General features: G+C 74.9%; 23 protein-coding genes. 16 read left to right on the top strand and 7 right to left on the bottom strand.

Annotated features, from left to right (window positions below; all coding sequences use genetic code 11):
* The first annotated feature begins 21 nt into the window (after positions 1–21).
* The 6 genes from folP (at position 22) to HOP40_RS03130 (ending at position 3,484) form a co-directional block, all read left to right on the top strand.
* Positions 22–834, top strand: coding sequence for a dihydropteroate synthase (gene folP / locus HOP40_RS03155; protein WP_172167751.1), 813 nt, complete (start codon positions 22–24; stop codon positions 832–834).
* Positions 835–845: 11 nt separating this feature from the next.
* On the top strand, positions 846–1,805 hold the full coding sequence (locus tag HOP40_RS03150; RefSeq protein ID WP_172154467.1) for a glucosyl-3-phosphoglycerate synthase: 960 nt from the start codon (positions 846–848) through the stop codon (positions 1,803–1,805).
* Positions 1,790–2,140 carry a DivIVA domain-containing protein gene (locus HOP40_RS03145; RefSeq protein WP_172154465.1) on the top strand — a complete coding sequence of 117 codons (351 nt, stop codon included), beginning with the start codon at positions 1,790–1,792 and terminating at the stop codon, positions 2,138–2,140. Before HOP40_RS03150 ends, HOP40_RS03145 begins: the two co-directional genes overlap by 16 nt.
* Positions 2,137–2,640: an SRPBCC family protein gene (locus HOP40_RS03140; protein ID WP_172154463.1), complete on the top strand. Its 504-nt coding sequence runs from the start codon at positions 2,137–2,139 to the stop codon at positions 2,638–2,640. Before HOP40_RS03145 ends, HOP40_RS03140 begins: the two co-directional genes overlap by 4 nt.
* Complete coding sequence (locus tag HOP40_RS03135) at positions 2,627–3,199, top strand: DNA-3-methyladenine glycosylase I (protein WP_172154461.1); 573 nt, start codon at positions 2,627–2,629, stop codon at positions 3,197–3,199. Before HOP40_RS03140 ends, HOP40_RS03135 begins: the two co-directional genes overlap by 14 nt.
* Before the next feature lie 117 nt (positions 3,200–3,316).
* Positions 3,317–3,484: a DUF3117 domain-containing protein gene (locus HOP40_RS03130; RefSeq protein ID WP_084211001.1), complete on the top strand. Its 168-nt coding sequence runs from the start codon at positions 3,317–3,319 to the stop codon at positions 3,482–3,484.
* A gap of 97 nt (positions 3,485–3,581) precedes the next feature.
* Here HOP40_RS03130 and glgA read toward each other — a convergent pair whose 3' ends face one another.
* Positions 3,582–4,760 carry a glycogen synthase gene (glgA, locus tag HOP40_RS03125; RefSeq protein ID WP_172154459.1) on the bottom strand — a complete coding sequence of 393 codons (1,179 nt, stop codon included), beginning with the start codon at positions 4,758–4,760 and terminating at the stop codon, positions 3,582–3,584.
* 113 nt (positions 4,761–4,873) lie between these two features.
* On the opposite strand from glgA, the gene glgC reads away from it, so the two are divergent.
* The gene (gene glgC, locus HOP40_RS03120) at positions 4,874–6,133 is read left to right on the top strand and encodes a glucose-1-phosphate adenylyltransferase (RefSeq protein ID WP_172154457.1); all 1,260 of its coding nucleotides are present in this window, start codon (positions 4,874–4,876) and stop codon (positions 6,131–6,133) included.
* Positions 6,134–6,276: 143 nt separating this feature from the next.
* Here the strand turns inward: glgC and HOP40_RS03115 are convergent, their stop codons facing one another.
* Positions 6,277–6,735 (bottom strand): DUF6918 family protein, encoded by a 459-nt coding sequence (locus tag HOP40_RS03115; protein ID WP_172154455.1) that lies wholly within the window; start codon positions 6,733–6,735, stop codon positions 6,277–6,279.
* A gap of 96 nt (positions 6,736–6,831) precedes the next feature.
* Complete coding sequence (locus HOP40_RS03110; RefSeq protein ID WP_172154453.1) at positions 6,832–7,479, bottom strand: O-methyltransferase; 648 nt, start codon at positions 7,477–7,479, stop codon at positions 6,832–6,834.
* 218 nt (positions 7,480–7,697) lie between these two features.
* On the opposite strand from HOP40_RS03110, the gene sigE reads away from it, so the two are divergent.
* The 4 genes from sigE (at position 7,698) to tatB (ending at position 11,071) form a co-directional block, all read left to right on the top strand.
* Complete coding sequence (sigE, locus tag HOP40_RS03105; RefSeq protein WP_172154451.1) at positions 7,698–8,309, top strand: RNA polymerase sigma factor SigE; 612 nt, start codon at positions 7,698–7,700, stop codon at positions 8,307–8,309.
* Positions 8,306–8,965, top strand: a complete 660-nt coding sequence (locus HOP40_RS03100) for a zf-HC2 domain-containing protein (protein ID WP_172154449.1) — start codon at positions 8,306–8,308, stop codon at positions 8,963–8,965. Before sigE ends, HOP40_RS03100 begins: the two co-directional genes overlap by 4 nt.
* A 106-nt stretch (positions 8,966–9,071) precedes the next feature.
* Positions 9,072–10,601 (top strand): S1C family serine protease, encoded by a 1,530-nt coding sequence (locus HOP40_RS03095; RefSeq protein ID WP_172154447.1) that lies wholly within the window; start codon positions 9,072–9,074, stop codon positions 10,599–10,601.
* Between the two features lie 17 nt (positions 10,602–10,618).
* Entirely contained in the window at positions 10,619–11,071 is a 453-nt protein-coding gene (tatB, locus tag HOP40_RS03090) for a Sec-independent protein translocase protein TatB (protein ID WP_172154445.1), read from the top strand.
* Positions 11,072–11,075: 4 nt separating this feature from the next.
* On the opposite strand, the gene HOP40_RS03085 is transcribed toward tatB, so the two are convergent.
* Both HOP40_RS03085 and HOP40_RS03080 read right to left on the bottom strand, forming a co-directional pair.
* The gene (locus HOP40_RS03085) at positions 11,076–12,476 is read right to left on the bottom strand and encodes an amidase (protein WP_172154443.1); all 1,401 of its coding nucleotides are present in this window, start codon (positions 12,474–12,476) and stop codon (positions 11,076–11,078) included.
* Positions 12,473–13,468 (bottom strand): D-2-hydroxyacid dehydrogenase, encoded by a 996-nt coding sequence (locus HOP40_RS03080; protein WP_172154441.1) that lies wholly within the window; start codon positions 13,466–13,468, stop codon positions 12,473–12,475. Before HOP40_RS03080 ends, HOP40_RS03085 begins: the two co-directional genes overlap by 4 nt.
* Positions 13,469–13,568: 100 nt before the next feature.
* Between HOP40_RS03080 and HOP40_RS03075 the strand changes: the two genes are divergently transcribed.
* From HOP40_RS03075 to HOP40_RS03055, 5 genes are all read left to right on the top strand, one after another.
* Positions 13,569–14,069 (top strand): DUF3830 family protein, encoded by a 501-nt coding sequence (locus tag HOP40_RS03075; RefSeq protein ID WP_172154439.1) that lies wholly within the window; start codon positions 13,569–13,571, stop codon positions 14,067–14,069.
* On the top strand, positions 14,066–14,818 hold the full coding sequence (locus tag HOP40_RS03070) for a maleate cis-trans isomerase family protein (RefSeq protein WP_172154437.1): 753 nt from the start codon (positions 14,066–14,068) through the stop codon (positions 14,816–14,818). The genes HOP40_RS03075 and HOP40_RS03070 overlap by 4 nt, the downstream gene beginning before the upstream one ends.
* Before the next feature lie 2 nt (positions 14,819–14,820).
* On the top strand, positions 14,821–15,513 hold the full coding sequence (locus tag HOP40_RS03065; RefSeq protein WP_240157483.1) for a GntR family transcriptional regulator: 693 nt from the start codon (positions 14,821–14,823) through the stop codon (positions 15,511–15,513).
* Positions 15,514–15,558: 45 nt separating this feature from the next.
* Positions 15,559–16,332, top strand: a complete 774-nt coding sequence (locus HOP40_RS03060; RefSeq protein WP_240157482.1) for an alpha/beta fold hydrolase — start codon at positions 15,559–15,561, stop codon at positions 16,330–16,332.
* Between the two features lie 70 nt (positions 16,333–16,402).
* Complete coding sequence (locus HOP40_RS03055) at positions 16,403–17,659, top strand: aspartate aminotransferase family protein (RefSeq protein WP_172154433.1); 1,257 nt, start codon at positions 16,403–16,405, stop codon at positions 17,657–17,659.
* A gap of 9 nt (positions 17,660–17,668) precedes the next feature.
* Here the strand turns inward: HOP40_RS03055 and HOP40_RS03050 are convergent, their stop codons facing one another.
* Both HOP40_RS03050 and HOP40_RS03045 read right to left on the bottom strand, forming a co-directional pair.
* The gene (locus tag HOP40_RS03050) at positions 17,669–18,226 is read right to left on the bottom strand and encodes a hypothetical protein (protein ID WP_172154431.1); all 558 of its coding nucleotides are present in this window, start codon (positions 18,224–18,226) and stop codon (positions 17,669–17,671) included.
* A gap of 5 nt (positions 18,227–18,231) precedes the next feature.
* Positions 18,232–19,380 carry an Mrp/NBP35 family ATP-binding protein gene (locus tag HOP40_RS03045; protein WP_420821784.1) on the bottom strand — a complete coding sequence of 383 codons (1,149 nt, stop codon included), beginning with the start codon at positions 19,378–19,380 and terminating at the stop codon, positions 18,232–18,234.
* Between the last annotated feature and the right edge of the window lie 30 nt (positions 19,381–19,410).

Below are 19,410 nucleotides of genomic sequence, written 5' to 3'. Positions count from 1 at the left end.
GCCCAGGACCGGGCGCTCGTGATGGCCATCGTCAACCGCACCCCCGACTCCTTCTACGACCGCGGCGCCACGTTCTCCGACGCCGCCGCGATGGCGAAGGTCGACGCGGCGGTGGCCGAGGGCGCCGACATCGTCGACATCGGCGGGGTCAAGGCCGGCCCGGGCGACGAGGTCGACGCGGCGGAGGAGGTCCGGCGCGTGGTCCCGTTCGTCGCGGCCGTCCGCGACCGCCACCCCGACGTCGTCATCAGCGTCGACACCTGGCGCGGCGAGGTCGGCAAGCTGGCGGTGGCCGAGGGCGCCGACCTGCTCAACGACACCTGGGCGGGCGCCGACCCGACGCTGGGGGAGGTCGCAGCGGGCACCGGGGCCGGGATCGTCTGCTCGCACACCGGGGGAGCGGTGCCGCGCCGGCGCCCGCACCGCGTGCGCTACGCCGACGTCGTCGCCGACGTGCTCGCCGACGTCGTCGGGCAGGCCGAGCGGCTCGTCGCGCTCGGCGTGCCGCGCGAGGGGATCCTCGTCGACCCCACGCACGACTTCGGCAAGAACACCTTCCACGGCCTCACGCTGCTGCGCCGCGTCGACGAGCTCGTGGCCACCGGCTGGCCGGTGCTGATGGCGCTGTCGAACAAGGACTTCGTGGGGGAGACCCTCGGCGTGGAGCTGCACGAGCGCCTCGAGGGCACGCTCGCGGCCACCACGCTCGCCGCGGCGGCGGGCTGCCGGGTCTTCCGCGCCCACGAGGTGGCCGCGACGCGCCGTACGGTGGACATGGTCGCGGCGATAGCGGGTACCCGGACTCCGGTCCGTACCGTCCGCGCTCTCGCCTAGCAGGAGAACCCGTGCAACCCAGCACCGAGACCTGGTTCGTCCGCCGCACCTGGCAGGAACCCGAGTGGACGGTCGACGGGCTGGTGGCCCGCAAGGCCGGACGCCGCGTGTCGGTCGTGCTCCCCGCGCTCGACGAGGAGGACACGGTCGGCGCCATCGTCACCGCCATCCTCCCGCTCACGACCGGCCCCGCGCCGCTGGTGGACGAGCTGGTCGTCGTCGACTCCGGGTCGACCGACCGCACCGTCGAACGGGCGACGGCCGCGGGCGCCCGCGTCGTGCACCGCTCCGACGTGCTGCCCGACCTGCAGCCGCTGCCGGGCAAGGGCGAGGTGCTGTGGCGCTCGCTCGCCGCCACCAGCGGCGACGTGATCTGCTTCCTCGACTCCGACCTCGTCGACTTCGACCCGGGCTTCGTGCCCGCGCTGCTCGGCCCGCTGCTCGCCGAGCAGGGGGTGGCGCTGGTCAAGGGCTTCTACCGGCGCCCGCTGCGCGTGGAGACCACCGACAGCGACACCGGCGGCGGGCGCGTCACCGAGCTGGTCGCCCGGCCGCTGCTGGCCGCGCTGCGCCCGGAGCTCGCCGGGATCGTGCAGCCCCTGGGCGGCGAGTACGCCGCCACGCGCGCGCTGCTGGAGGCGGTGCCGTTCGCCACCGGGTACGGCGTCGAGATCGGGCTGCTGCTCGACACGCACGCGCGCCTGGGCCTCGACGCGCTCGCGCAGGTCAACCTCGGCGTGCGCAAGCACCGCAACCGGTCGCTGCTGCAGCTCGGGGTGATGTCGCGCCAGATCGTGGCGGCGGCGCTGTCGCGCAGCGGGCTGGCCGACCCCGGAGGGTCGCTCACCCAGTTCGTCCAGGTGGGCGGCGAGTGGCTGCCCACGACCTCCGACGCGCCGGTCGCGGAACGGCCGCCGATGGCCACGGTGTCGGGGTCCCGTGGTTCCATCACCGGGTGGGGACCGCGCTGATCTACCTGTTCGTCGTCGTGCTCGTCGCGGCGGCGTTCTTCGGGGTCGCGGCGCTGGTCTTCGGCCGCGGCGAGGAGCTGGCGCCGCTCGCGCCCGACGCCACGCCCACGCGCCTCCCGTCGGGCGAGATCGCCGGTGAGCACGTCCGCGAGCTGCGGTTCCCCCAGGCCGTGCGCGGCTACCGGATGACCGAGGTCGACTGGGTGCTCGACCGCCTCGCCGAGGAGCTCGACCGCGTCGGCGCCGAGCGCGACGGACTGCTGGGCCGGATCGCCGAGCTCGAGGCGGGCGTCGCGAGCGCCGACGAGCGGGGCCTGGGAGGATCGGCGTCATGACCAGCAGCGCTCATCCCCAGTGGGTCGAGCTGACCGTCCCCGTCGACGTCAACGCCCCCGCCGAGGCCGTCTGGCGCACGGTCACCGACTGGCCGGGGCAGGGCGACTGGATGCTCGGCACGCGCGTGGAGGTCGTCGGTGGCGGCGACGGCCGCGAGCTGGGGGCGCAGCTGCGCGCCGTCACCGGCATCGGCCCGCTGGGCGTCGCCGACACGATGGACATCGTCGAGTGGGACCCCCCGAAGCGCTGCGTGGTGCGGCACACCGGGAAGGTCGTGCGGGGCGACGGCGTGTTCGAGGTCGTCGAGCTCGGCCCCGAGCGCGCGCGGTTCCTGTGGACCGAGCTGCTCGACCTGCCGCTGGGCGCCCTCGGCCGCGCCGGCTGGCCGCTGGTGCGCCCGGCGTTCCGTGCGGGCGTCGAGATGTCGCTGCGGAAGATGGCGCAGCAGTGCGAGAAGCAGTACCGGCGCGAGCGGGACGGGCGGGGTGCCGGACTCTAGGGTCCGGTGCTCCTGGGCGGGCTCCGCCCCCGAGTACACCGCCTACCACGACGACGAGTGGGGCCGTCCGCTGCGCGGCGTCACCGCGATGTTCGAGCGGCTGAGCCTGGAGGGCTTCCAGTCCGGGCTGTCCTGGATCGTCATCCTGCGCAAGCGCCCCGCGTTCCGTGCGGCGTTCGCGGGCTTCGAGCCCTCGGCCGTGGCCGCGTTCGGCGAGGCCGACGTCGCCCGCCTCCTCGCCGACGCGGGGATCGTGCGCAACCGCCTCAAGATCGAGGCGACGATCGCCAACGCGCGCGCGGTGCTCGACCTCGACACCCCGCTCGACGAGCTGCTGTGGTCGTTCGCGCCGGCGTCGCACGTCCCCCCTGCGACGTTCGCCGACGTGCCCGCCACGAGCCCGGAGTCCGTCGCGATGGCCAAGGAGCTCAAGCGGCGCGGGCTGCGGTTCGTCGGGCCGACCACCTGCTACGCCCTGATGCAGGCGGCCGGACTGGTCGACGACCACGTCGCGGAGTGTTGGCTCGCCGCTCCGCAGCGTGAACCTCGTGCCGATTGATCGCTCCGGTTGCGACCCTGTCCCTCCGATGAGGAAAGATGGGTACCGGGCATCCCGGCCCGCGCTCTCCCCGGCGCGGCGGTGCCGGAGCAGAACTGGACGACGGAGGAGCACGAGATGGCGGCTATGAAGCCCCGTACCGGTGACGGTCCCCTGGAGGTGACCAAGGAGGGGCGCGGCATCGTCATGCGCGTCCCGCTGGAGGGCGGTGGCCGCCTGGTCGTGGAGATGTCGGCCGAAGAGGCCAGCGACCTCGGCGACGCCCTCAAGGCCGCATCCGGCTGACGCCACCGCGGGCCGGTCCCGGCCCGCCGAACGGCACGGCACCCCCGCGCGACCCCGCGCGGCGGGTGCCGTTCGTCGTTGTGGCGGGGTGCGCGGCTCAGACGAGCGCGCGGTAGATCTCCACGGTCCGCTCGGCCGCCTGCTCCCACGCGAACTCGCGCACGGCGCGCTCCCGCCCGGCGGCGCCCATCGCCGCGGCGCGGGCGGGGTCGGCGAGCAGGGCGTTGACGGCGTCGGCCAGGCCGGTGCGGAACGCCTCCTGCTCGTGCTCGTGGCCGGAACCCTGGTCGGAGAAGTGCACGAGCGTGCCGGTGACGCCGTCGTCGACGACCTCCGGGATCCCGCCCACGTCCGACGCCACGACGGCGGTGCCGCAGGCCATCGCCTCGAGGTTGACGATGCCCAGCGGCTCGTAGACCGAGGGGCAGACGAACACGGTGGCCGCGGAGAGCAGCTGCCGCACGTCGGCGGTGGGCAGCATGCCCTTGACCCACACGACGTTGCCGCGCGAGGACGCGAGCTCGGCGACGGCCTTCTCGGTCTCCTCGGCGATCTCGGGGGTGTCCGGGGCGCCGGCGCAGAGCACGACCTGCGCGCTCGGGTCGATGTGGTGCGCGGCCGCGACGAGGTGCCCCAGCCCCTTCTGCCGGGTGATCCGCCCGACGAAGACGACGATCGGCCGGTCGGGGTCGACGCCCGCCGCGCGGACGGCGTCGCGCCCGGCGTCGGGGTGGTAGAAGTCGGTGTCGATGCCGTTGTGGACGACGTGCACGCGCGAGGGGTCGAGCGCGGGGTAGCACTCGAGCACGTCGGTGCGCATCCCGGCGCTCACCGCGATCACGGCGTCGGCGTACTCGTAGGACGTGCGCTCCACCCAGGACGAGAGCCGGTAGCCGCCGCCGAGCTGCTCGGCCTTCCACGGCCGGCGCGGCTCCAGCGAGTGCGCGGTGACGACGTGCGGCACGCCGTGCAGGATCTTCGCCAGGTGCCCGGCCATGTTGGCGTACCAGGTGTGGGAGTGCGCGAGGTCGACGCCCTCGAGCCCCGCCACCATCGACAGGTCGACGCCGAGGGTCTGCAGGGCGGGGTTGGCGCCCGCCAGCGCGCCGGGTGCGCGGTGCGCGTGGGTGTCGAGTGCCTCCGGACGGGGTTCCCCGAAGCAGTGGACATCGACGTCGACCAGCGACCGCAGAGCAGGAACCAGGTGCTCGACATGGACCCCGGCCCCCCCGTAGACGTCGGGCGGGTATTCACGGGTGAGCAGGCCGATGCGCACGCCGTGCACCGTAGCCGCCCCGGGCGTTCGGCGCGCTGTCGTCTTCTGCACGCCTCCAGCTGTGGCCGCGCACGGTGTCGGCGCACTAGGGTCACCACCGTGACGGTGCGGGGATGGCTGCTGTGACGGGCGCTCGGCTGTCGGCCGCCGCGCCCCGCCCTCTGTCGGCCAACGTGCTGGGGATCGTCCTGGCGGGTGGCGAGGGCAAGCGGCTGTGGCCGCTCACCGCCGACCGCGCCAAGCCCGCGGTGCCCTTCGGCGGCAACTACCGGTTGATCGACTTCGTGCTGTCGAACCTGGTCAACGCGGGCCTGCACCGCATCTGCGTGCTCACGCAGTACAAGTCGCACAGCCTCGACCGGCACATCTCCACGACGTGGCGGCTCTCGAGCGTGCTCGGGCAGTACATCACCACGGTCCCGGCGCAGCAGCGGCTCGGCCGCCGCTGGTACACCGGCAGCGCCGACGCGATCTTCCAGAGCCTCAACCTCGTCTACGACGAGCGCCCCGACTACATCGCGGTCTTCGGTGCCGACCACGTCTACCGCATGGACCCGGCGCAGATGATCACCCAGCACATCGAGAGCGGCGCGGGCGTCACCGTCGCCGGGATCCGGGTGCCGCGCGCGGAGGCGAAGGCGTTCGGCGTCATCAACTCCGACGAGTCCGGGAAGATCATCGAGTTCCTGGAGAAGCCCTCCGACCCGCCGTCGGTGCCCGACGACCCCGACGTGACGTTCGCGTCGATGGGCAACTACGTCTTCACCACCGAGGTGCTGCTCGAGGCGCTGCGCGCCGACGCCGAGAACGGCGACTCCGAGCACGACATGGGCGGCGACATCATCCCCCGCCTGGTCGACGAGGGGCAGGCCTCGGTCTACGACTTCGCGGAGAACGTGGTGCCCGGCGCCACCGACCGCGACTCGGGCTACTGGCGCGACGTCGGCACCATCGACGCCTACTACGAGGCGCACAACGACCTGTGGTCGGTGCACCCGATCTTCAACCTCTACAACGACCGCTGGCCGATCCGCACGGCGTCCGCGCCGCTGCCGCCGGCGAAGTTCGTGGAGGGCGGCATCGCGCAGGACTCGATCGTCGGCTCCGGCACGATCATCTCCGGGGCCATCGTGCGCCGGTCGGTGATCAGCCCGAACGTGCTGGTGCACGCGGGCGCGGAGGTGTCCGACTCGGTGATCCTGCCGGGCGTGCGGATCGGCCGCGGGGCCGTCGTGCGCGGGGCGATCCTCGACAAGAACGTGCAGATCCCCGACGGCGCGCTCGTGGGCGTCGACCTGGCCACCGACCGGGCCCGCTACACCGTCAGCCCCGGTGGGGTCGTCGTGCTCGGGAAAGGCATGACCGCGCTCTGACCCCCGTGAGTGGCAACCGTGGCCGGAGCCACGATCGCCACTCACGAGGCGCGGCAGCGCCAGGTCCCGGCCCCCCGGGAACGCAGGACGCGCCGCCCCGGAGGTCCGGGACGGCGCGTCGGTGCGCTCGGGTGCCGCTGCGGTCAGACCGCGGCGCGGGCGGCGTGCTGGTCGATCAGGCGGCCCAGGCGGGGGAGCGCCTCCTCGACGTTCTTCTGGCCCTGGGGACGGAGCTTGCCGTAGACCTTCTTGACGGCGTCGGAGCTGCTGCCCTCGGCGCGGCGGTCGCTGACCGACAGCAGCGCGTTGGCCGCCTCGGCCGGGCGGGCCGACAGGTAGGCGCCGAAGTCGGTGCCCGCGCTCGCGCGGTAGTCGGCGTAGAAGGGCTCCAGCGCGGTGGCGAAGTCGGGCAGCATCTTGTCGACGGCACTGCTCACGATGCCCGGCTTGACCTTCTTGACCGTGGCGTACCCGGTCTTGATGACGGCGCCGGAGACACCGCCGGAGTCCGAGACCTCCTGGTCGACCAGCGTCTGGAGGTCCGTCACGACGGTGGGCCGCCGGGTCGGGTCCAGCAGGATGGCGTTGAGGGTCTGCGTCACGGGTGTGTCGTCCTCTCTGATCCGTTCACCGAGGCATCTCGGCCGGGCAGGACGGTAATGCAAGATCCAGTTCGCGCCGTGCGCGGGGGCACTCGATCAGGTGGCGACGACGGCGGCCAGCAGTCCGTCGCCCAGGGGCAGCAGGAGCGGCACGAGGCGCTCGTCGTCGCGGACCTGGCGCGCGACCTCGCGCAGCGCGACGCTGCCCGGGTCGTCGGCGGCGGGGTCGGTGACGCCGCCGGTGAGCACGCCCGCCATCGCGACGACGCCGCCCGGGCGCAGCAGCCGCACCGCCTCGTCGAGGTAGCGGGGGTAGTCGGTGCTGCTGGCGTCGACCGAGACCAGGTCGTAGCCGCCGTCGGTGAGCCGGGGGAGGACCTCCAGGCCCATGCCGTTGATCAGCCGGAGCCGCCCGGGGGCGTACCCGGCGTCCCGGAACGCCGACCGCGCGACGCGCTGGGCCTCCGGGTCGACGTCGATCGAGGTGAGGACGCCGTCGGGGCTCATCCCGCCGAGCAGCCACAGCCCGCTGACGCCCGCGCCGGTGCCGATCTCCACGACGGCCCGCGCGCCGATCGCCGCCGCGAGGAAGCGCAGGCCGGCGCCGCCGCCGGGACCGATCGGGGCGCACCCCATCGCGTCGCCGCGGGCGCGCGCGTCGCGCATGACGTCGTCCTCGGCGAGGTACCCCTCGACGTAGTCGCGGACGGCCCAGGGGTAGCCGTCGTCCGTGCGGACGGTCATGGGGGGAAGGTTACTGTGCTGCTGCTCGCCGGAGGGGACGCCGCGCTTTCACAGGTTCCTCTCAGTCGGTTCTCACCCACCGTTCACGAGGATGGGGCACCGTGGTGCACAGATCGGCCGGGGTCGTCGGCCGGTGGAGCGGAGCCCGGGGAACTCCCCGGACGCCGTGGACGTTGCCCCGAGCAGCACGACCCGCGCCGAGAGGGTTCGAGAAGATCATGACCGACGGCCTGGCCACCGCCACCGCCCCCCAGCCCGCGGGGACGGTGCTGCCCGGTGAGGGTGCGCCGTGGACCCCGCCGACGTGGGACGAGGTCGTGCGCGAGCACGCGGACCGGGTCTACCGCCTCGCCTACCGCCTCACCGGCAACCCGCACGACGCCGAGGACCTCACCCAGGAGACGTTCGTCCGGGTGTTCCGCAACCTCGCGTCCTACCGCCCCGGCACGTTCGAGGGCTGGCTGCACCGGATCACCACCAACCTGTTCCTCGACATGGTCCGCCGCCGCGCGCGCATCCGCATGGAGGCGCTCCCCGACGACTCGGAGCGCATCCCCGGCCGCGGCCCGGAGCCCGAGCAGGTCTTCTCCGACACCCACCTCGACCCGGCGCTGCAGGCCGCGCTCGACGAGCTGCCACCGGAGTTCCGCGCCGCCGTCGTCCTGTGCGACGTCGAGGGCCTGTCCTACGAGGAGATCGGTGCCACGCTCGGCGTGAAGCTCGGTACGGTGAGGAGCAGGATCCACCGCGGCCGCGCCGCGCTGCGCGCCGCGATCGAACGCGACCGGGCCGCTGCGGGCGCGCCGGTGCAGGAGGAGGTCAGGGCATGAGCGAGCGTCGGCTGTTCACGGTGAGCGCGCCCGACTGGGGGCAGACGCACCTGACCTCGGACGCCGTCGTGGCCTTCGTCGACGACGAGCTCGCCCGGCGCCCGCACGCCCGCGCCTCCGCCCACGTCGACGCCTGTCCCGACTGCGCGGCCGAGGTCGTCGCGCAGCGCCAGGCCCGCACCGCGCTGCGCGGGGCGTCGTGCCCGTCGCTGCCGTCGTCGCTGCTGATGTCGCTGCGCTCGATCCCGCAGGACACCGAGCTGCCCGCCCCGCCCGCCGGGCTGGCCGTCACCGCCGAGGGACAGCTCGTCTCGGTGCTGCGCACCGAGCCCGCGCCGGCCGCGCCCGCCTCGGCCCCCGCCACCGGCGTCGACCACGGCCGCCGCCCTCCCGCGTCGCGCCGCATGCGGTTCGGCACGGGTGCCGCCGTCTCCGGGCTCGCCATCGGCGCCCTCGCGCTCGGCGCTGCGACCCTGCCCGCGTCCGTCCCGGCGCCCTCGGCCGACCGCGGCGTCCTGGGCGGCTCGCTGCTCAACCCGTCCGGCGCGGTGCCCGCCCGGCTCGGGCTCGACGCGCAGACCTCGCCGGCCGACGACGCCCGCCTCGGCGGCCTCGGCCGGTTGCCGCGCGCGTTCCTGCGCCACGGCGTGCGCTGACCCTCCCTGACATCCCTGGCCCGGGCCCGGTACGCGGACTTCACCCCGGCTGCGGCAGGCTGGCGGCGGCCCGTCCCGTCCGCCGTCCCAGGAGTCCCCGCCGCCGATGAGTGACCGCGCGACCCGTGACGCCGACCGGGATCCGGGCTCCTCGGCCGCCGTTCCGGAGGAGGAGCCCGCGGGCCCGCCCCGCCTGGCTCCCCGCCCCCTGGACCGCCCGGCGGTCGACGAGGCCGCGGCGTCGGTGTTCGGGCGTCCCGCGGGCCTCGACGGCGGGTTCGCGACGCCGGCCACCCGCGCCGCCGCACCGCCGGTCCCGACGATCGCCCCGCCCGCGCTCGCCGCGGCGTTCGGCCGGCCCGCGTCCGCCGCCGGGTCGCTGCAGCGCCCGCCCGCGGGCGGCCCGGCCGGTCCCGGCGCCGACGACCCGTTCTGGTCCGGCGCCGAGGACGACCCGTGGCGCGACCCGGACAGCGGCGTCGCCCTCGGCCCGCCCGCCGTCGACGACGAGCGCCCCGCCCCCGCACCCGCGGGCGAGGGCGCGCGGCTGAGCCTGCGCGAGGTGCTGTTCGGCCGCCGGGTCCACCCGCGCGCGCTGGCGCTGCTGGCGGTGCTCGCGCTGGCCGTCGGCGCGGTCGGGGGCCTCGTCGGCCGGTTCACCGCCGACGGCGCCGGCGCGCTCACCGAACCCGACGCCACGATCGCGTCGGCCGTCGCGGCCAAGGAGCGGCCGCCGGGCTCCGTCGCCGACATCGCCCAGCGCGTCGTGCCCGCCGTCGTCTCGATCGAGGTGCGCGTGGGCGAGGAGGGCGGCACCGGCTCTGGCGTCGTCATCGACGGCAGCGGGTTCGTCCTCACCAACAACCACGTCGTCGCGCCGGCCGCGGAGGTCCCGGGCGCCACGATCGAGACCGTCTTCAGCGACGGCACGCGCACGCAGGCCGCCATCGTCGGGCGCGACCCGAAGACCGACCTCGCCGTGATCCGGGTCGGCGTCGCCAACCCCGTGGTCGCGCAGATCGGTTCGTCCGCCTCGCTCGCCGTCGGCGACGCCGTGATCGCTGTGGGCTCCCCGCTCGGCCTGGCCGGCACCGTCACCGAGGGCATCGTCAGCGCGCTCGACCGGCCGGTGCGCCTGGAGGGCGGCAACGTCAACGCCGTCATCGACGCGATCCAGACCGACGCCGCGATCAACCCCGGCAACTCCGGCGGCCCGCTCGTCGACACCACCGGCGCCGTCGTCGGCATCAACACCGCGATCAGCAGCATCGGCGGCGGCGAGGGCGGGTCGATCGGGCTCGGTTTCGCCATCCCCATCGACGACGCCCGCGTCATCGCCGAGGAGCTCATCCGCACCGGGGTGGTGAAGCACGCCGACCTCGGCGTCAACGCGCGGTCGGTGGAGGACGACACGTCCGCGGGCGCGCAGGTGCAGAACGTGCAGCAGGGCGGGGCCGCCGCGGCGGCCGGGATCCTCGAGGGCGACGTCATCGTCACCCTCGGCGAGCGCAGCATCGCGGGCGCCGACGAGCTCGAGGTGGCCGTCCGGGAGTTCGAGCCCGGGGCCACCGTACCGGTCCAGCTGATCCGCGAGGGCCGCCCGCTCACGGTGTCGGTGGTCCTGGCCTCGGACTGAGCCAGTAGGATGAACCCGTGTTCGACAGCGTCGGCTGGGGCGAGATCATCGTGTTGATCGTGGCCGGCCTGTTCATCCTCGGTCCGGAGCGGCTGCCCGGTGCGGCGGCCTGGCTCGGCGGCGCCATCCGCCAGGTCAAGGAGTACGCCTCCGGGGCCCGCGAGCAGCTCAAGGGCGAGCTCGGTCCGGAGTTCGACGAGCTGCGCAAGCCGCTGGAGGAGCTGCGCGGGCTGCGCAACTTCAACCCGCGCACCGCCGCCACCCGCGCGCTGTTCGACGACGGCCCGGCGGAGAAGCCCAACGGCTACGTCCCGCCCCGCAACGGCGCCACGGGCAGCAGCGCGCCGAACATGACGAAGAACGGCAGCGCGGCGACGGGCACCACGCCGCAGCCCCACCCCGCCACGGGCCCGGCCCCGGAGACGCTGGCGCGCAACGAGCGCCCGCCGATCGACCCCGACGCGACCTGAGGGGTCAGACCGCCGGGCGCGGTCGCTGCAGGTGCCAGTCCGTCGTCGACTGGAACGCGTGGGCGGCCGCCAGGACCGCTGCGTCGGCGTGGCGGGGCCCGACGATCTGCAGGCCGATCGGCAGTCCGTCGCGCGTGAAGCCGCACGGCACGCTCGCGGCCGGCTGCTGGGTCATGTTGAACGGGTAGGTGAAGGGCGTCCACGACGTCCAGCGCTCCCGCGCCGACCCCGCCGGCACCTCGACGCCGGCCTCGAACGCCGGGATCGGCAGCGTCGGGGTGAGCAGCAGCGAGTGCCGCAGGTGGAACTCGCCCATCGTGCGGCCGAGGTCGTTGCGCACGGCCATCGCGGTCAGGTAGTCCAGCGCGCTCGCCCGCGCCCCCTGCTCGGCCGCCGCCACCAGGCCCTGGTCCATGCCGGCGCGCTGCTCGGGCCCCAGGTGCTCGATCGACTTCGCGGCCCCGGAGAACCACAGCGTCTCGAACGCGTCGACGGGGTCGGAGAAGCCGGGGTCGACCTCGGTGACCAGCGCGCCGAGTGCGGCGAACACGTCGACGGCCGCCTCGAACGCCGCCGCGACCTCCGGGTGCACGTCGACGTAGCCGAGGGTGGCGCTCGACGCGATCCGCAGCCCCGCGATCCGGACGTCGCCGACGGCGGCCGAGACGGGTGCGGGGGTGGGGAGGGCCCAGGGGTCGCGCGGGTCGAAGCCGGAGATGACGTCGAGCAGCAGGGCCGCGTCGGCGACGCTGCGCGCCATCGGCCCGATGTGGGCGAGCGTGCCGTACGGGCTGGCCGGGTAGGCGGGCACGCGGCCGTAGGTCGGCTTGATGGTCGAGGTGCCGGTGAAGCCGGCCGGGATGCGGACCGAGCCGCCGCCGTCGGTGCCGAGGCTGAGCGCGCCCATCCCGAGGGCGACGGCCGCCGCGCTCCCGCCGCTCGACCCGCCCGCCGTGAGCGCCGGGTTCCACGGGTTGCGCGTGACGCCCGTCAGCGGGGAGTCGGTGACGCCCTTCCAGCCCAGCTCGGGTGTGGTCGTCCGGCCGATGACCACGGCGTTGTGCTCGCGCAGCCGCGCGACCGCGGGCGCGTCGACGTCCCAGGGCCCCGCGGGGTCGATCGTCAGCGAGCCGCGCAGCGTGGGCCGGCCGGTCGTGAGCAGCAGGTCCTTGATCGACGTCGGCACGCCGTCGAGCAGGCCGTGCGGCTCGCCCCGGTGCCAGCGCGCCTCCGACTCCTTGGCCGCGGTCTGCGCGTCGTTTGCCTCGACCAGGCAGAACGCGTTGACGACCGGGTCGTAGGTCTCGATCCGCGCGAGCGCGTCGCGGGTGGCCTCGACGGGGGAGAGCTCTCCCGAGCGGTAGGCGTCGAGCAGTTCGACGGCGGTGAGGTCGGCGGAGCTCATCGGGCACTTCCCGTCCTGGTGGGCGGGCTCGCGAGCTCGCCCGACGTCACGAATCCGAGGGTCTTGTCGACCACGTTCTCCAGCGGCTCGCCCACCCGGAAGCGGTCGAGGTTGGCGACGAACAGGGCCTCGAGCTCGTCGCGCCAGCCGAGGATGTCACCCGACATGTGCGGCGAGACGATGACGCCGGGCAGGTCCCACAGGGGGGAGTCGGCGGGCAGCGGCTCGCGCTCGAAGACGTCGAGGGCGGCGCCGGCGAGGTGGCCGTCGCGCAGGGCCGCGACCAGGTCGTCCTGCACGATCAGCGCCCCGCGCCCGACGTTGACGACCCGCGCGCGCGGCGGCAGCAGCCGGATCGCCGCGGCGTCGAGCATGCCGCGGGTGCTGTCGGTGAGCGGCGCCGCGAGCACCAGCCACTCCGCGCGCGGCAGCAGCCCGGGCAGCGCGTCGATCGCGTGCACCCCCTCGCCCGCGCGGCGGCCCACCAGCTCGACGGTCATCCCGACGGCCGACAGCATCGTCGCCGTGGCGCGGCCGATCGGCCCGCTGCCGACGACGACGGCCGTGCGCCCGCCGACCCGCTCGCTCTCCCGGTGGCGCCACTCGCGCCGCGACTGCGCGTCGAGCGTGCCGGCGAGGTCCTTGGCCATGGCGATCACGAGGCCGGTGACGTACTCGGCCATCGGCACGTCGAAGACGCCGCGCGAGTTCGTCAGCACGACGTCGGAGCCGAGCAGCGCCGGGAACGTCAGCCGGTCGACGCCGGCGCTCGCGGTGTGGACCCAGCGCAGGGAGTCGGCGGCCGGCCAGGCGTCGCGGACGGCGGTGGAGGTGAAGTCCCAGACGAGCAGGACCTCGGTGCCGGGGAGCGCAGCGGTGAGCGTCTCGTCGGTGACGAACCGGACGTTCGGGCCGTCGAGGTGCTTCGGCCGGTCGTCGGAGTGCAGGATCGTGATGACGGGTTCGTGCCCCTGATCAGCGGAAACGGGCACGTGCGGGATCCTCTCGACGGGTGCGGCCGGGCGATTGACACGCTAGGAAGCGTTCGTATGATTGTCAACAATCTCCCCGTCCGACCCGAGGTGATCTCCGTTGTCCAAGCTCCTGCGCATCAGTCTCGAGCGCCGCGGCGTCTCGTGCACCGCCGAACTGCTCGAGAAGCAGGCCCCCCGCACCAGCGCCGCCGTGTGGGAGGCGCTCGCCGGCGGGCCGCTCGCCGGGCCCGCGCAGCACGCCAAGTACGCGCGCAACGAGGTCTACACGATCGTGCCGCGCTTCGGCCCGCGCATCGGCTACGAGAACACGACCGTCACGCCGATCCCCGGTGACCTCTGCTACTTCGACTTCCACGGCGGCGTCCTCGACGAGGCGTTCAAGGCCGACCAGGGGATCGACAGCGAGGCCGGCGGCATCGACCTCGCGATCTTCTACGGCCGCAACAACCTGCTCATCAACGGTGACGTGGGCTGGGTGCCGGGCAACGTGTTCGGTGCGATCGTCGACGGCCTCGACGTGATGGCCGAGGCCTGCCACGACGTCTGGCGCTCGGGCAGCGTCGGCGAGCGCCTGGTCTACGAGCGGGTGGGCGCGTGACCACCGTCGGCATCCTCTACCCCGGCTACTCCGCCGAGGACGACTACCCGCGTGCGGAGAAGCTGCTCGACGGGCCGCGGCTCCCGCTCGTGCACACCGAGATGCGCGAGGACGCCCACCGCGTCGACGCGCTGCTCGACATCGGCGGCGACGACGTGCTGGCCGCGGGCGCGGCGTCGCTCCCGGGACCCCTCGACTCGATCATCTGGGCCTGCACCAGCGGCAGCTTCGTCTTCGGCTGGGACGGCGCCGCCGCGCAGGTCGAGGCGCTGGGCCGGGCGTCGGGGGTGCCGGCGTCGAGCACGTCGTTCGCGTTCGCCGACGCCTGCGCGCACCTCGGCGTCACGCGCGTCGCGGTGGGCGCGACCTACCCCGACGACGTCGCGGAGCGGTTCGTCGCGTTCCTCGCGCGGGCCGGCGTCGAGGTGGTGTCGCTGTCGGCGCGCGGGATCGTCACCGCGGCGGAGGTGGGCACGCTGCCCGCCGACGACGTGCTGGCCTTCGCCGCCGCGGCCGACCACCCCGACGCGCAGGCGCTGCTGCTGCCCGACACCGCGCTGCACACCGTCGACGTGCTCGACGCCCTCGACGCGCGCGTCGGCAAGCCGGTGCTCACGGCCAACCAGGTGAGCATCTGGCAGGGCCTGCGCCTGGCCGGGGCGGGCGGCCCGCGCAGCGGGTTCGGCCGGCTGTTCGCGGGCCGGGGGATGGAAGGGGCGACGGAGGAGGCCCGGGGCGGGTGGGACTAGCCGTGGACCTCTCGGACATGGAGCCGGTCGAGCGGCGGTCGACCGCCGCGATCGTGGCCGACCGGATCCGCACGGCGATCATGCGCGGCACGTTCCCGCCGGGCACCCAGCTCGGCGAGGTCGAGCTGGCGGCCCGGCTCGGCGTGAGCCGCGGGCCGCTGCGCGAGGCGATGCAGCGGCTCGTCGCGGAGGGGCTGCTGCGCAGCGAGCGGCACCGCGGGCTCTTCGTCCGCGACCTCGGCGCCGCCGACGTGCGCGACATCTACCACGCGCGGGCGTCGGTCGAGCGGGCCGCGGGCCTGCTCCTGCTCGACGGCGACCGCGCCGCCGCCGCCGACCGCCTCGACACCGCGGTGGACGCGATGGCCGCCGCCGTCGCCGCAGGCGACCCGGTGGCGATCGCCGACTCCGACCACGCCTTCCACGCCGAGCTCGTCGCGGCGTCGGGGAGCCCGCGGCTGCGGAGGATGGCCGACGGCCTGCTCGTCGAGACCCGCATGTGCCTCGCCGCGCTCCAGCAGACCGCCCCACCCCCCGAGGGACTGCTCGCCGAGCACCGCGAGCTGTGCGACGCGGTGCGGGCGGGCGACCGCGACCGGCTCACCGCCGCGCTGGAGGCCCACATGGCCGACGCGGTGGACCGGATCCTGGCGCCGGTGGCGGTGGCCCCGCCGGCCCCCGCCCTTCCGGCCTGACGCCGCGGTGCGATGAGTCGGGCCGCCGGGCGGAGTCCCACCTGCGTGCACACCACCACCTCGACCGCCACCTCCGCCGACGGCACCCGCATCGCCTACGACCGGACGGGGGAGGGGCCGGCGGTCGTCGTGGCCGCCGGCGCGTTCTGCGACCGCCGCACCTTCGCCCCGCTCGCCGCCCGGCTGGCGGGGGAGTTCACCGTGCTCACCCACGACCGCCGTGGCCGGGGCGGGAGCGGTGACGCCGAGGGGTACGACCCGCGCCGGGAGGTGGAGGACCTCGCCGCCGTCGTGGACGCCGCGGGCGGGAGCGCCGCCGCGTTCGGGCACTCCTCGGGGGCGGTGCTGGTGCTGGAGGCCGCGGCGGCGGGCGTGCCGCTCACGCGGATCGCCGCGTACGAGCCGCCGTACTCGGTCGAGCCGGGCGGCACGGACCTGCGCGACGAGGTCACCGCGCTGGTCGCGCAGGGCCGCCCGGCGGACGCGGCGAAGCGGTTCCTCGCGGCGTCCGGGATGCCGGCGGAGGCGCTCGCGGGCGTCGACGACGAGCCGTGGTGGCCGCCGATGGCCGCGCTCGCGAACACCCTCCCGTACGACCTGGCCCTGCTCGGTGACGGCGTCCCCGGCCCGGGCCTGGGCCGGATCGCGGTCCCTGCGCTGCTGCTCGGCGGCGGCGCCGGCCCCGACTTCTTCCGCGACGCCGTCACCACCGCCGCGGCCGCGGTGCCCGGCGCTCAGGTCCGGTTCCTCGACGGCCAGGGCCACGAGGTCGACCAGGACGTGCTGGCCCCGGTGCTCGCGGAGTTCCTGCGCGCCTGACGCCCTTGCCCCGCCCCGTCCCGGTGTGTTTCCCTCTGGTTGTCGACAATCTGACAACCAGGGAGTGCTCATGGCTCGGCTGTCCCCCGTCCTCCAGCAGGCGACCCCCGTGCAGGTCGCGCGCGGTGAGGGTTCCTACCTGTACGACACCGACGGCCGCCGCCACCTCGACTTCACCGCCGGCATCGGCGTCACGAGCACCGGCCACTGCCACCCGCGGGTCGTCGCGGCGGCGCAGGAGCAGGTCGCGACGCTGATCCACGGGCAGTACACGACGGTCATGCACCAGCCGCTGCTGCGCCTGACCGAGCGCCTGGGCGACGTCCTGCCCGCCGGCATTGACCGCGTCTTCTTCCTCAACTCCGGCAGCGAGGCCGTCGAGGCGTCGGTCCGCCTGGCCCGCCACGCCACCGGCCGCCAGACGATCATCGCCTTCGACGGCGGTTTCCACGGTCGCACGATGGGCGCCGCCGCCCTCACCACGTCCGGCGCGAAGATCCGCGCGGGCATCGGCCCGATGATGGGCGGGGTCGCGTTCGCGCCGTTCCCGTACGCGTTCCGCTACGGCTGGAGCGAGGAGGAGACCGTCGCCTTCTGCCTCAAGGAGCTCGACCGGATCCTGGTCACGGCCGCGCCCGCCCGCGACGTCGCCGCGTTCCTCATCGAGCCGGTCCTGGGCGAGGGCGGCTACGTCCCGACGCCGCCCGCGTTCCTGCAGGGCCTGCGCGAGCGCGCCGACGCAAACGGCATCCTGCTCATCGCCGACGAGGTGCAGACCGGCTACGGCCGCACCGGCCGCTTCTGGGGCCACCAGCACGTCGACGGCCTCGCGCCCGACATCCTCATCACCGCCAAGGGCCTCGCCTCGGGCTTCCCGCTCTCGGCGATCGCGGCCCCCGAGGCGATCATGAGCAAGGCGCTGCCCGGCTCCCAGGGCGGCACCTACGGCGGCAACGCGGTGGCCTGCGCGGCCGCGCTCGCCACGCTCGACGTGATCCAGGACGAGAACCTCGTCGCCAACGCGGGGGAGCAGGGCCTGCGCCTGCTCGAGGGCCTGCGCAAGGCGGCCGTCGACCACCCCGGCGTCGCCGACGTCCGCGGGCTCGGGCTCATGGTCGGCAACGAGTTCCTGACCGCCGACGGCGCGCCCGACGCCGCCGCGGCCACCCGCGCGCACGGCGCCGCCGCCGAGCGCGGCCTGCTGCTGCTGACCTGCGGCCCGTTCGGCAACGTCGTCCGGATGATCCCGCCGCTGGTCGTCACGGCCGAGCAGGTCGACGAGGGCGTGGAGCTGTGGTCGGAGGCCCTGCGCGCCGCGGCCCGGTAGGGGAGCCGCTCAGGTCAGCAGGCGCAGCGACGCGGCGAACGCGTCGTGCTCGGCCGGCCGGTCCTCGGAGCCCGCGGTGATGAGCTGGTAGAGCCGCTGGCCGTCGAGGACCAGCCGGGCGCGGTAGGTGCCGCCCTGCTCCACCGAGGCGACGAGGTCCAGCGCGGGCCGGCCGTCGACGGTGGCCGGGGCCGAGCTCTGCAGCACGCCGCCGGGCACGTTGCCCACGGCGCCGTCGCGGGCCCCCTCCAGCACGGCGGTGGGCTCGCCCAGCTGCAGGTCGGCCGGGTAGTCGATCACGGCGACGGCCACGGCGTACGTCGGCCGCGCGACGCTGTAGGTCGTGGCGGCGATGCCGGGCAGGTCGGCGATCTCCTGGACGTCCTGCGTCGGCGCCTCGGGCAGGCCGACGGAGAACTCCGGGGTCTCCAGCAGGTACGCCGTGGCGCTCTCCGTGGTGGGGGCGGGCGCCTCGGCCGTGGGCGGGGCGTCGGTGGTGGCGCCGCCGCCGCAGCCGGCCAGCAGCGCCGCCGCGAGCAGCGCCGCCGCGAGCGCTCCGCGCCTCACCTGCGCTACCGGGAGACCGGGGTGAGGTTCAGGCTCATCCCGGCGAGGCCGCGGGCCCGCGTCGTGAGCTTGCCTGCCACGGCCGAGAGCGCCTTCGCGCTGGCCGACTCCGGGTGCGTGAGCACGATCGGCGTGCCCGCGTCGCCGCACTCGCGCAGCGCCGTCTCCAGCGGGATCTGCCCGAGCAGCGGCACCGGCGCACCGATGGCGCGGGTGAGCGAGTCGGCGACGGTCTGGCCGCCGCCCGAGCCGAACACCTCCATGCGCGTGCCGTCGGGCAGCTCCATCCACGACATGTTCTCGACGACGCCCGCGATGCGCTGCTTGGTCTGCAGCGCGATCGACCCGGCGCGCTCGGCGACCTCCGCCGCCGCCTGCTGCGGCGTGGTGACGACGAGCAGCTCCGCGTTGGGGATGAGCTGCGCGGTGGAGATCGCGATGTCACCGGTGCCCGGCGGGAGGTCGAGCAGCAGGATGTCGAGGTCGCCCCAGAACACGTCGGCCAGGAACTGCTGCAGCGCGCGGTGCAGCATCGGGCCGCGCCACACGACGGCCTCGTTGCCCGGCGTGAACATGCCGATCGAGATGACCTTCACGTCGTGCGCCTGCGGCGGCATGATCATGTCGTCGACCTTGGTGGGCAGCGTGGTCGTGCCCAGCATCCGCGGGATCGAGTGCCCGTAGATGTCGGCGTCGACGACGCCCACCGAGAGGCCGCGCGCGGCCATGGCGGCGGCGAGGTTGACGGTGATCGAGGACTTGCCGACGCCGCCCTTGCCGGACGCGACGCAGTACACGCGGGTGAGCGACCCGGGCTGCGCGAACGGGATCACCGGCTCGGCGGCGTCGCCGCGCAGGCCGCGGCGCAGCTCGGCGCGCTGCTCGTCGCTCATGACGTCGAGGTCGACCTGCACGCCGGTGACGCCCGGGACCTGCGAGACGGCCACGGTGACGCGCGTGGTGATCGTGTCCTTCATGGGGCAGCCGGCGACGGTGAGGTACACGCCGATGCGGGCCAGGCCCTCGGGCGTGACCTCGACCCCCTTGACCATCCCCAGGTCGGTGATCGGCTTGTGGATCTCCGGGTCCTCGACGGTGGCGAGCGCGGCGCGGACGGCCTGCTCGACGGTGGTGGTTCCGGTGGAGGTGGACACGACACCCATGCTACGTGGACACCGCGGAAC

The organism is Pseudonocardia broussonetiae (assembly GCF_013155125.1).
In the GTDB taxonomy this organism is placed as follows: domain Bacteria; phylum Actinomycetota; class Actinomycetes; order Mycobacteriales; family Pseudonocardiaceae; genus Pseudonocardia; species Pseudonocardia broussonetiae.
The sequence above is the reverse complement of the archived record's forward strand: the minus strand, read 5'-3'. Positions and strand labels throughout refer to the sequence as shown.